Annotated in this window: 13 protein-coding genes; 10 read left to right on the top strand and 3 right to left on the bottom strand. The window is 56.5% G+C overall.

Going from position 1 to position 12086, the window contains the following annotated elements; translation table 11 throughout:
• Positions 1-111 precede the first annotated feature (111 nt).
• The 8 genes from EKH80_RS13920 to EKH80_RS13880 all read left to right on the top strand — a co-directional run bounded on the left by EKH80_RS13920 (position 112) and on the right by EKH80_RS13880 (position 7185).
• A complete protein-coding gene (locus tag EKH80_RS13920; protein ID WP_126685372.1) occupies positions 112-771 on the top strand; it encodes a hypothetical protein in 660 nt (219 codons plus the stop codon).
• A gap of 189 nt (positions 772-960) precedes the next feature.
• Positions 961-1617, top strand: a complete 657-nt coding sequence (locus tag EKH80_RS13915; RefSeq protein WP_126685371.1) for a hypothetical protein — start codon at positions 961-963, stop codon at positions 1615-1617.
• A 260-nt stretch (positions 1618-1877) separates the two neighbouring features.
• Complete coding sequence (locus EKH80_RS13910; RefSeq protein ID WP_126685370.1) at positions 1878-2303, top strand: hypothetical protein; 426 nt, start codon at positions 1878-1880, stop codon at positions 2301-2303.
• Between the two features lie 133 nt (positions 2304-2436).
• Positions 2437-2697: a hypothetical protein gene (locus tag EKH80_RS13905; protein WP_126685369.1), complete on the top strand. Its 261-nt coding sequence runs from the start codon at positions 2437-2439 to the stop codon at positions 2695-2697.
• Between the two features lie 108 nt (positions 2698-2805).
• Positions 2806-3093: a hypothetical protein gene (locus EKH80_RS13900; RefSeq protein WP_126685368.1), complete on the top strand. Its 288-nt coding sequence runs from the start codon at positions 2806-2808 to the stop codon at positions 3091-3093.
• A gap of 682 nt (positions 3094-3775) precedes the next feature.
• On the top strand, positions 3776-4084 hold the full coding sequence (locus tag EKH80_RS13890) for a DUF4288 domain-containing protein (RefSeq protein ID WP_126685366.1): 309 nt from the start codon (positions 3776-3778) through the stop codon (positions 4082-4084).
• A 160-nt stretch (positions 4085-4244) separates the two neighbouring features.
• On the top strand, positions 4245-4727 hold the full coding sequence (locus EKH80_RS13885) for a hypothetical protein (protein WP_126685365.1): 483 nt from the start codon (positions 4245-4247) through the stop codon (positions 4725-4727).
• A gap of 658 nt (positions 4728-5385) precedes the next feature.
• A complete protein-coding gene (locus EKH80_RS13880) occupies positions 5386-7185 on the top strand; it encodes an amidohydrolase family protein (RefSeq protein ID WP_158628841.1) in 1800 nt (599 codons plus the stop codon).
• A gap of 256 nt (positions 7186-7441) precedes the next feature.
• On the opposite strand, the gene EKH80_RS13875 is transcribed toward EKH80_RS13880, so the two are convergent.
• Both EKH80_RS13875 and EKH80_RS13870 read right to left on the bottom strand, forming a co-directional pair.
• Positions 7442-8104 carry a response regulator gene (locus tag EKH80_RS13875; protein WP_126685363.1) on the bottom strand — a complete coding sequence of 221 codons (663 nt, stop codon included), beginning with the start codon at positions 8102-8104 and terminating at the stop codon, positions 7442-7444.
• Between the two features lie 416 nt (positions 8105-8520).
• Positions 8521-9645, bottom strand: coding sequence for a YadA family autotransporter adhesin (locus EKH80_RS13870; RefSeq protein ID WP_126685362.1), 1125 nt, complete (start codon positions 9643-9645; stop codon positions 8521-8523).
• Positions 9646-10339: 694 nt separating this feature from the next.
• On the opposite strand from EKH80_RS13870, the gene EKH80_RS13865 reads away from it, so the two are divergent.
• On the top strand, positions 10340-11146 hold the full coding sequence (locus tag EKH80_RS13865; protein ID WP_126685361.1) for a hypothetical protein: 807 nt from the start codon (positions 10340-10342) through the stop codon (positions 11144-11146).
• A gap of 115 nt (positions 11147-11261) precedes the next feature.
• On the opposite strand, the gene EKH80_RS13860 is transcribed toward EKH80_RS13865, so the two are convergent.
• On the bottom strand, positions 11262-11789 hold the full coding sequence (locus EKH80_RS13860) for a DUF3592 domain-containing protein (protein WP_126685360.1): 528 nt from the start codon (positions 11787-11789) through the stop codon (positions 11262-11264).
• On the opposite strand from EKH80_RS13860, the gene EKH80_RS13855 reads away from it, so the two are divergent.
• Positions 11788-12054, top strand: a complete 267-nt coding sequence (locus tag EKH80_RS13855; protein ID WP_126685359.1) for a hypothetical protein — start codon at positions 11788-11790, stop codon at positions 12052-12054. The genes EKH80_RS13860 and EKH80_RS13855 overlap by 2 nt on opposite strands.
• Positions 12055-12086 lie beyond the last annotated feature (32 nt).

Genomic DNA, 12086 nt, shown 5'->3' with positions numbered 1-12086 from the left:
CTGTCCAGCGTTTAATCTCTTCGTCCATCGTCGTGCTCATCGGTGTCTCCTAAGTGAAGATTACACCTGAGCAGAAAATCACTGGGTCATTACATCTACGCCTACGCCGTCATGAGCAACCACGTGCATGTGGTACTGCATGTGGACCCGCAGGCGGTCAAGGATTGGTCGGATGGAGAGGTGGCCGAACGCTGGGTTCGGCTGTTTCCGGTGCGCATAGAGGATTCGATTGACGAACGGCTATGCCAGGAAAAGGCACAGCGTCTGCAGGGTGATCCGGAGCGGATGGCGGAGCTACGCCATCGTTTAGGGGATTTGTCATGGTTCATGCGGTGCTTGAACGAGCCGATTGCCCGCCAGGCCAATCGCGAGGATGGCTGTACTGGCCGTTTTTGGGAGGGACGTTTCAAGTGCCAGGCCTTGCTGGATGAGTCGGCGGTACTGGCATGTATGGCCTATGTGGACCTTAATCCGATCCGGGCTGGCATGGTGGTTGATCTGGCCGCCTCCGAGCACACTTCGATTCACCATCGCTTGCAGCGCGCAGAGGCAAGGACGATTTCACTGAGCACGGCGTTGCGTCCACTGGCAGGCATGCGTTTGGCGCCCGCGCAATCCTTGCAAACAATCGATTACTTGGAATTGGTCCGACTGGAGTGGACGAATCGTGCGGGAGGGCAAGCGTGGAGCCATCGCATCGGCGGCCCCTTCGGTGCTATCCCAGCTTGGTTTACGCGAGCTGCAATGGCACTCCCAAATGCTGGGTATTGAGAGCCGCAACTGGAGGGCGGTGGGGACGGTGGAGTCTCTGACAGCCAAGGCAAGAGCCCTGGGGCAGAGCTGGCTGAAGGGAGCTGGGCGAGACAGACGAGCCGCGTACGGGTGAGTTTCGCAGGGGTACGGAAAAAGGAATGCGTCGATAGTCATGGAGCGAGCGACGCTGGCCACACTCGCCACCGGATGAATCGTTTTGTTTGCTCATCCGTGGTGTCGGGACTGAAGGCGGCCGAAGTCAGCGAAGCAAATTCCGGGGCGACATATCCATCTGGATGGGTAGGTAATCCTGGCACCGCCTTGTTGTCGTTTATTATTCAAATGGTGGATGTCCCGAATGCCCCCCGAATGCCCAAGATGTCCCGAATGCCCCATCCCGAATGCCCCGCTGTTGCCTTCGGGCATGCTTGCAAATGGGGTGTTGGATTGCCAGCATCACGTTTAAAATATATACGAGATTGTTATTATATGATTCAATTTCATAAGGTGGCTATGTTTTTGATGGTTGCATGCCTTGTAGCAGTGAATTTGCATGCAAGAACTGGCACCCCAATTACTTGGTCATACAAAGGGCATTACCATCGTGAAAACACCGAACACGTAAGAGTGTTTTTGCCGAGCGGTCAAGGTGACGATGTCCTTGTTCCGATAGAGGACGCGCGCTTGTTAAAGGACACAGGCCAGCGTGTGCTAGTGGAGGTAGTCAATGCCTACTGCGTGCCGTCGTTTCGTGGTCTTGCTGATGACAACCTAGTTGTCATATTTTTTGGATTGATGGTAGTTGCCATTGCTTGGGTCACTGATCGTGCCCGACTTAAGCGAAACAGCCTGCGTAATGGCTAGTCAAACAGAACATGTTGGATGAGTCCGCCATCAATGACATGTTGGGACATCTATGCGACATGTTGGTGCGACAGCCCTGGCGTGAGCAGTCCGTTGCAAGTCATCGGGGGAGCGGCACCAGTGACGGCACCCTTCATCTATGGGCGAGGCGGTAACTAATGGTCGCGCGTACCAGGCTGGCTGCTGCTGCCGGGTTGATTTCATTCGTAAGCCTTTTGACGGCTTGCACAGCCGGCCCAAGAGATATTCGAGTGACGTCTGTGACTGACGTCAACTTCAAGGATCAAACCCAATTCGAATGGGCGGTCTTGCCGCCCCTTCCATCGAAAATCATTTCGCGTATCGATTTCACCACGAACACGGACTTGTTGGCGCTTGCCAAGGAGAACGACTTCAACGTCAATTTTATTGTCGGCCCATGCACCAAGGATGGGGTGGAGGACAACGGTGGAAGCCTCGGTGGAGTGTATTGGAGTAGGACGCACATCTATTTCGGCACTAAGAGCGCTCCCGGTTACGCCGAGGCGATGGCTAAGGGACCGCCATACACGTATCAAGCATATGCAGAGCGATTGCAGTTGGATGCTGCTCACGGCCCGATGTGCTTTACCCTTGTCGGAGGCGCCATGCCGATGCGCAGGTTGCGTTCAAACGTCGCGGTGATTCCGTTCAAGCGGTCAAACTAGTGATTGACACCCATGTTGGGACACACATGTTGGGAGATACCCATGTTGGGACATCCACAGAATGGCCTTTCGCCGACGGCCGCGCGCACCATTGACTGATGTCATTGGCTTCGGGCGGGGCGTAGGTGGGGTCATGGCCTATCCACGCCACCAAATCGTCGACCCGGAAACAGAAGGTTTCTTCCACTGTGTTTCTCGTTGCGTGCGTCGCGCCTTCCTTTGTGAAGAGGACACGTATAGCAGTCGCTCCAATGAGCACGGGAAAGCTTGGGTAGAAGGACGACTGCTGGCGTTGGCGGAATGCTTTGCGGTAGGGCTGTATGCCTACGCGGTGATAAGCAATCACGTGCACCTGGTGATGCACGTGAACCCGCAGGCGGCCAAGGACGGATGAAGAAGTGGCCGAACGCTGGGTTCGGTTGTTTCCGATTCGGTTGATGAAACGATTGACGAGCGGCGGGGCCAGGAAAAGGCGCAGCGCCTGCAAGGTGACCAGGAGCGAATGATGGAGCTGCGTCGTCGCCTGGAAAGCGTGTCGTGGTTCATGCGTTGCTTGAACGAACCGATTGCCTGCCAGGCCAACCGCGAAGACGGTTGCACGGGGCGTTTCTGGGAGGGCCGCTTCAAGTGCCAATCCTTGCTGAACGAGCGGGCGGTACTGGCCTGCATGGCCTATGTGGATTTGAACCCCATCCGTGCGGTAGTGGCGACCGAGTTGGTTACCTCGGAACATACGTCGATTCGTCGTCGTTTTGCAGAATGTGGAGGCTGGTCCGACTTCGCTCAATGAGACGTTGAGCCCCTTGGGCGAAACGTTGCTGGCGGCTGTAGTCTCTTTGCGAGCAGTCGATTACCTGGAACTGGTGGACTGGAGTGGCCGGATGGTGCGTGATGACAAACGAGGCTCGGTCGCGCCGGAGGTACCTGCAGCACTGGCACAGCTCGGCTTGCGCGAGCGGCAGTGGCAGTCGCAAATGTTGGGCATCGAGATCGATACTGGCGGGCGGTGGGGACGGTGGAGTCCTTGATGGCCAAGGCAAGGGCTTTGGGGCAGTGTTGGCTAAAGGGTGCGGGAAGGACAAGGCAACCTGGGTACGGATGAAGCTGCCGGGGTATTCCTCCCATATTCCGTGGCGATGATAGGCAGATGCATTGACTGGTTTCAGGTAAGGTGTGAAGTGGCGGGATCTTTCAAGAACGGCAAGAGAGATATAAGTTGCCGAAATCGGCGGAGAGAGGTGCTGAAGGGGTAGAGCATGCGAATTCACGCAAGCAAGCCTTTGGCTTGAAGGGGGGCGCCTTGCAATTCAAATAGTGGATGCCCCGAATACCTCGCCCCGAATACCTTTTAACCGTGAATTTCCTGGCCAGTATAAAGGTAAAACTATTGAAGAGTTGATTAAGGATAAGGATTCCGGTAATGCCGCTGCGCAAAAAGCATGGAAACTAATCAATGATAATGGGTTTAAAAAATGAATAATTTCATTTTTCACACGTATATGGTTGGGCGTTATTATCCTGAGCGAGAAGATGTTTGGGAGGAGAACATTAGAATCTACAAAGCTGTTAGCCTTGAGGCTGCCAGGTCGCGCGCAATGGTCGATGCGACTGCAGATGAGATTGTTTATCAAACGGCTGATGGCTATGAACTTTCGTGGAAAGTTTATAGTATCTCTTTGATTAAAGAGCTGATTGATGACGCATTGGACGGCGTAGAGGTTTTCTCGAGAAGCCTCCTAAATAATGAGGCTAAGAGTTTACAGCGGAAAATTGAACCCTAAGTGGGATTAGTAATAGTAGAGATCCGAGAGATTCGGCGAAATTGGGACATCCACGGAATGGCTTTTCGCCGACGGCCATGCGTGCCTAGTGACTCCGGCGGCGAAATGGTGACCCCTTTGACTGGCAGTATGGCTTCAGGTGCCAAAGAGGAGAAATGAAATGCGAACTATCTTAACTCACGCGTTAAGTGGGCTAGTTGGGGCGCTTCTGGCCACCTATGCTTGCCTGTTTTTGTCAAGTCTAGCGAGCTTTACTTGGCAAGACGAGTTGAAGATCAGGGCTGCTTATGCGCTGAGGCAGGAAGGAGCACGAGCCGCGCAAGCCGATAATTGGGAGCTAGCAGGTGGGCAATTCCATTCAGCGAGCCAGATTGCATTGACGGTCGCTACCAAGACGTGGAGCATCGGCTATCCAATTTACGCCTGGCGTCTGATCGGTTTTTCCAGAGATCCTGATGAAACCTTTTTAATTTCCAATCTTTCGATAGAAGCCTATTCAATGCAAAAGCAAGGAAGGCTTGATGCTGCAGATAAGATTTATAGTGAGTTGATAAAGAATGATCCATCAAAGAATAGAGGGTACTTCGAGGGAGTTGCGGAGCAGACGCTTTCTGCGTTAAATGCGCAAATCGCTAGGAAATAAGGTTCCAGGTTCTGAGGTATCCTCACGTTTTTCAATCAAGAACCGTCGGTACATCAGAAAGTTGGCTTGTTGCGGCGATGCCTGACGTATTTGCTCGTCATTCCTGCGAAGGCCGGAATCCAGTTCAATTACGTCGTGCGAAGCACCCAGCATCGTTAAATATAGGAATGTGTCCTTCGGACGCGTATCTAAACTGGATTCCGGCCTTCGCCGGAATGACGATTCGCTCTGAAATACCATCCCTTTGATACTGAATTTGGCGGGGAGCAGGCTAAAACGTGGGTATACCTCAGTTCCAGGTTCACATCCTAGCGGTGGATAGCGGCGAAGCTGAGGTCATCGTTCCACTAGCTTGCCCATCCAATGGCACATGCAGGTAAAAGGCCAGCCATCAAATACTGGTTCTCTGTCGGCGTCATTCCGATCCTCTTAGGGGCAAGTCATGCAGCGTGCGTTTAGCCGTTCTCTTGCTTGCGTCATTCTTCTCGCTCTTATGCCATGCGCTGTGCTGGCACAGTCCTCGGCGCACACAGAACAAGGAAGTTTTGTTCTGCATAAATTCGCCAGGCCGATCGGGAAGGAGACCTACACCCTGTCGACCGATTCGGCTCATCTAGATCTTCGATCCGATTTCCTCTTCAATGATCGTGGCACGGACGTGCCATTGAAGACGCAATTCACTGCGGCGGATATCAGGCATCCGCTGACGTTGAAAAGCGAGGGCAAGGCAGCGCGTGGCGCTCCCATGCACGACCAATTCACCCTGGATCCGAACAATGCTCGCGTGACGTTGCTGCGCGACGGCAAGGCGTCAGATTATCCGGTTGGCGAGCATACCTTTTTGATCGATGGCTATTCCCCTGTGGCCATGCAGCAGATGCTGCTGCGGTATTGGATGGCCAAGGGGCGACCTGCGCATATCTCCGCGCCGCCGGAGCAGGACATCCATATTCAGTCCGTGGACGATCTGGATGTGCAGCTGGGTGGCAAGCGGGTGAAGCTGCATGGTTACGTGATTTCAGGCCTGGTGTGGGGTAGCGAGACGGCCTGGCTGGATGACGATCAGCGACTGGCGGCGGTGGTAACTACGGACGCGGAATTTGATCATTTCGAAGCGGTGCGCGACACCTTTGAGCCAGTGCTGGATACTTTCATCCAGCGTGCCGTAGCCAATAACCTGGACGCGCTGGCGCAGCTTACCTCCAAGGACGCGCATGCTTCCGCCAAGAAGCTGCTGATCACCCATGTCACGCTGATCGACGGCGCAGGCGGACCGCCGCAACGCGACAGGTCGGTCTATGTCGAAAACGGGCGTATTGTCCGCATCGAAGCTACGGGCGAGCTGCCGAAAGCGGCGTCGGACCTCGAAGTGCTCGACGGCAGCGGCAAGTACCTCATCCCGGGTTTGTGGGATATGCATGCGCACTACGAACAAGTGGAGTGGGGTCCGATCTACCTCGCATCAGGCGTCACCACGGTTCGGGATTGCGGCAATGAGTTCAGCTACATCACCGCAGTGCGCGACGCCTTGCAGTCCGGGCGTGGCATCGGGCCGCGCCTGCTGATTGCAGGGCTGGTCGATGGCACCGGTCCAATCACCCTCGGCGCGGTCATTGCGGATACCCCTGAGCAGGCACGCGAGATCGTCCATCGCTACAAGGACATCGGTGCGCTACAGATCAAGGTCTACAGTAGCGTCAAGCCGGAGCTGGTGCCGATCATTACGGAAGAAGCGCACAAGTTGGGCATGACGGTCACCGGCCACGTGCCGTCCGGCATGACGAGTGCCGAGGTGGTCAAGGACGGCTTCGACAGCATCAACCACATCCAATACATCGCGCGTGACCTATTGCATATCGAGCGCGGAAAGCCGATGCCGCCGCTCGATTTTGAAACGCCCTCGGCCAAGGAACAGCTGGCCCTGTTCAAGCAGCATCATACGGTTTTCGATGACACGACCGTGATCTACGAGCTCGCCATGCATCCGCAGGGCACGCCGATCCGTGCCTTCGAACCCGGTATCGATCATGTGGCCAAACCGCTGGCCCAGGGCTTGAACGAAATGGGCGCTCCGGCCGAGCAGAGCGAAAGGCTTACCAAGTACTACCAGGACATGCTGGCCACCTTGCGCGAACTGCATCGGCAAGGTCTCACCCTCATGGCGGGCACCGATCAGTCTGTTCCCGGCTATTCCCTGCATCGCGAATTGGAGCTTTACGTGCAGGCAGGCTTTACACCTTACGAGGCGCTGCAAGCCGCGACCAGCGTGCCGGCGCATGTCATGGGTTTGGACAAGGACACGGGCACTTTGCAGGTCGGCAAGCGGGCGGACATGGTCTTGCTCAGTGGCGATCCGCTGTCGGATATCCGTAATACGCGCCAGGTGTTCAAGACCATTGCCTCCGGCGTTGTTTATGACCCGGCGCCATTGTGGGAATCCGTTGGATTCACGCCGTAGCCTAAAGGGTCTGAGTGCAATGGCGCTTATTTGGTAAGCGTATTGCTCCGCTGTTGCAGCCATCTGCTCCCTCCCCTCCGTGTAGGAGGGGAGGGTTGGGGTGGGGTGAAGCAACCTCGCGTAGAATTCAAGTAGCGCGGCAAGCTCCAACAACCCCACCCCAGCCCTCCCCTGCCAAGCAGGGGAGGGAGTCGGTGCAGCGGGGCAAGTGTTGAGATGCACGCTTAAGTAAGTGCCATTCGGGTCTGCGTGGGCACTATTTCCCCAGGTCGACGCTGCGGCAGTACTCGATCAATTCCTGATTGGTGGACAATCCCAGCTTGGCCTGGGCACTGCGCTTGTGCCGGCTGACCGTTTTGCGGCTGCGGTTGAGACGTTCGGATATCTGCTGGGAAGTGAGGCCTTCGTAGGCAAACAGGCGCAGCACTTCCATTTCGGCTTCGGTAAGTTTGGCAGCGCCTTCCTGCTCGCCGTGCACCTCGCGGCTGGCTAGCAACGCGCGTAGCGAAGCACTCACGTATCTGCGGCCGTGGCTCACGCTACGCAAAGCCATGCCCAGTTCGGTGACTTCGCCTTCCTTTTCGATCAAACCCTTTACGCCCTTATGCAACAAGGTGCTCAGAACCCCCGCGTTGCGCAGCGCCGTGACCACCACAATGGGCTTGTCGGGATAAGTGCGCAGGATGCGCTCGATCAGGTACAGGCCGTCGCGGCTCTGCTCGTCGGGCATGGACAGATCGGTCATGACGATGTCGCAAGGCGTGTCGGCCAGCACCTGGAGCAATTCCATGGGCGAACTGGCTTCACCCACCACCTTGGCCAAGCGGTTGGATTCAAGCATGAGGCGAATGGCATACCGGACAATCGGGTGGTCGTCGGCCAGCACGACCGTCGGAACGATACGCTGCGCGTCACTCATACCCTTCCCCTTGGCTCGATCTGGATACAACGTTTCCGGTGCTGGCTTGGCTGATAAGCAACATAATGATTCTATAAGAAGTACGCTTGCTTCTTATTTTTTGTTCAAGACCGATGTTTCGGGGCGCCATGGCAGGTCACCCTTTTCACGAGCCGACTTGGTCGGCGATAGGTGTTCAAACCGGCGCGTGATTTTATAGCCGCAATCGGGGCGGTACGCTAACGATGGGTAAACGGGAGGGGGAAAGCGCAAGGCTCATGGGTAGGCTGGCCGGCCCGATGTTTCATCCCGAGATAAGAAAATGCCCCCGGCATGGCGCCGAGGGCATGGATTGCGAGTGACAGGCTTCGTGCAACGGGGTCAACACAAAGCCGACCTCGTGGCCATATGGCCTTTTCGAATCAGGCGTTGGCTCGTTACCAGCCGATCGCCACGCCGGCGCCCGCAGAGGTGTCGTGGCCCGAGGTTGCTGCGCCCACCGACAGGTTCACGTGCGAGCCGATCCGACGCGAATAACCCACCGCCAGGGCGGCCTGGCCGTTTTGATAGCCGACACCCGCGCCGATCCGATTGGCCGAGTCCACGCCGGCTGCGCTGAAAGCCATCTGGCCATAGGCAGCGGTCATGGCACCCACTCCGTCGATGCGTCGGTCGACCTGCCTGAACTCGTGGTTCGCCCAGTCGTGCTCGTCCCTGACCGCATCCTGCACCTGGCCCCAGTTGGCCGCATCCGTGCGTTGTGTACCGGGCGCCACATTGGTGATCTGGCGTTCGTTGCCCGGCGAACCTACTGACACAGTGTTGTCGCGATCGGCCACAGAACCGTTGCCAAGCGCTACCGAATTGTTGCCCGTGGCGTCCGCGTTGGGGCCCAGCGCGATGCTGTTGGTACCCGTTGCCTGAGCGCCGGTTCCTATAACGCCCGACGACAACTGGGCATTGGTTTTGGAGAGTTGGGCGGAGTTGTCGTTCACGCGGCCGTCGATGTTGGCCATGCCCTTGACGATCACGGCGGCATCGTTGTTTTCACGGGCGTCGATCTTGGCGATTTGTCCAGCGTTGTCGTTCACGCGGCCGTCGATGTTGGCCATGCCCTTGACGATCATGGTGGCGTCTTTGTTTTCACGGGCATCGATCTTGGCGATCTGTCCGGCATTGCTGTTCACGCGGCCGTCGACATTGGTAAGCGCACGGCCTACATCAAACACCGTCTCACCGCCAACGTTGTATTTTGGCAGGGTCAGCGTCCCATCCGGCTTTACGGACGAGCCGCCGCCCAGCGCTCCAGTGACGCTACTGGAGGCTCTAAGGATTCTGGTCTGGGCGTCCTGCGCCGTTTGCTGTGCCCAGGCGGCGTCCTGCTCCGCCTTTTGCGCCGAGCTCTGCGCCGCCACCTGAGCACTCATTCCCAGGCCAAGCACCGCCGTGATGGCAAGACTTGCAACGGCCGATGTCTTCTTCTTGCCGCCCTTGGCAAACTTGTACGCCGCAACGCATTTGCGGGAAGCTTCAGGCCGCCCATTTTGATGTTTTGTGTTCAACAGTAGTCTCCAAATTGATTGTTTTTGAAACGCTCTTCCCTAGCTGCGCGGGCCTGTTAACCCGTGCAGTGAAATGTCTGCATTGACTAAGGCTCTCGGTGCGACGATGTCTCCGAGACAGCGCACCAGCCCTAAGGGGAGAAAATCTCCATCCATGGAGATGCCTCTGCAGCTGGCAAAGGCGGTTCCTTTTGATCGACCGCCAGCGCGTTTGCTTGCTGGCAGAGGATGAAGAAATTGTGAAGCTTTGTTAAAAATACTACGATAGGATTTGTCTCATTGAAGAGAGCGGAAGAGGGCGTATTCCAGAGGTCTCCGCGAACTGCCTGGTCGGACGCACAACTCTTCCAGCGCGCATCTGACCATGAACGAAGTTTCCGCCTTCAGTGCGCATGATCGAGCCCGCAGTGATAGCCATTAGCGGATCGATTTACGTTTTGGCAGGTGTAAACGGGCTCATTTCAACATGACACGCCTGACGACGTGACGGACGACAGGGATGGCAGGCGCCTTCGCATCACCTGAATGGCGTGTGGAGTAGAGTCCGTGACCGAGTCATCGCAGCCGTGCTTCTTTGGGACGGGTGGGATGGGTTACGGAACCGTGGGTCCAGGCCATGATCAAAAAACGGCCAAGCCTTACGTCGCTGTTCAGTCCATGCATTCTGCACAGGCTGACCGCTCTGATTGCGGTCATGGGATTAGCGACCGTTTCGGTCCATGCGGCCGACTATCCCTGGACGCTGGCGATCTACGGCGAAGGCAGCGTGCCTGCCGGTTGGGTGCAGGTTCGCGAGAATAGCGTGCAAGGAAGCAAGCTGGATCTGGACCGGAATCTCCATGTCCATACGATGCAAACGATCAGGCTGCTTGCCTGGCGGCCGCTTTCCGATGTGGGTGAAATGCACTTCGGCGTTTCGACGAGTCAATTGAACGGGCACGCGATGACAGCGGTGCCGGTGTACTACAACGGCACTACGATCGCCCCAGGGCGGTTGAACACCATCACGGGGTTTCAGAATTTCATCGCCTTCGATGCTTCCTATTGGCATCGCTTGTTCGACGTTGGGCACGGCGGTCGACTCTGGTGGAGCGTGGGCGCCACTTACGTCATGCTCAACTTCAAGCTCAACGGCACGATTGCGGCCCACAGCGCCGGCCATGAATTGCGCGAGGATTTCTACGTACAGGAACTACCGGTGCCCGTGGCGGGATTGCATTTGCGCTATCCATTGACCGATGAACTGACTTTTACTGCCGACGTCTCCGCAGGACGGTTGCCATGGGTCAACAGCCTGCGGACGGAGGGCGGCGAGATACGGCTGGCGCAAAGCAATGACGAAGCCCTGCTCGGCTTCGAGTACCGCTTTGCGGAGCATTGGCAAGCCATGCTCTACGGCTTCCACCGCTATTTTGGTCAGAACGAACGGAGCCGCGAAGATGGCAACGTCATCCGGCTGCGAAGCAACGGTGTAGGATTTGGCCTCAACTACACGTTTTAGCGTGTTGTTCGCGAAACATGGCAAGGGATGGCGATGGCTGCCCGTCAGGCCGACGGTTGGTGCAATCCATGCCGTATGCCTGCCCGATTTCCGGGAACAAGTTCCCGGTCTTCCCTCAATGAACGTGCACGTGCCCCGTCAGGCTCATGAGCAGGAAGAAAAGTCCGGCGACGGCGAACAGGGACCCGATGGCATACAGGAGCGTGATTCCACTTGCGTCGCCCGGCTCCAGCACCGCGTCGGCAGGGTTGGCGGGATTGTAGTAAACCTGCACCGTCGAATTGTCGGGATAGCGGTTGACCACGCTTTGCGCACGGTTGTTGGTCGATGCGAAATCCATGAAGGAGATCTTGGAAGACGAATAACTTTTGCCGCGCACTTTATAGCGATAGACGATGTCAGCCTTGTACGTGGAGGTTGCGCGGATCGTATTTGATGTATCCGTCTGAGTATCGAATGCATCCCCTTGATCATTGGATGTATCCGTTTGATACAGTACCGCCGAATGGGCAATTTCGCCCTCGGTCGACGGCCAGGACAGGCTTTGCTTCGCCTTGGCCGCCGTATTTTTGCCGAAGCTGATAATGCCCACGCCAATGAAAATGAACACGAGGCTGAAAAGAGACGGGAAAAGAATGTTCATGGAAGCCCCTGTTGGCGCGTTCGCGCGTTTGCGCCTGTCAAAGCATGGGTGGCTCGGCGCAGAGCATCATTCAGTCTTGAAGGTGGAAGACCCGGCAAGTCATCGTTATGGCGGCTATTTGCGTCAGCATTGTGACGGACTCTACCATCAAACGGAGGGCCGGCTCCGGTTGGGCAAGGGCGTGTTTTTCGGTTATGCGCAGACCAAGCAAGTAGAGGCCAAGAGTGAGCCTGCAGCGATTTCTTCAGGTCGAAGGGGCGATTAAATGGGAGCCTTGCGATTCGATAGGCAAAAGGT

It is taken from the genome of Dyella choica, assembly GCF_003977665.1.
Classification (GTDB): Bacteria; Pseudomonadota; Gammaproteobacteria; order Xanthomonadales; family Rhodanobacteraceae; genus Dyella_B; species Dyella_B choica.
This window is presented reverse-complemented; position numbering and strand designations above follow the sequence as displayed.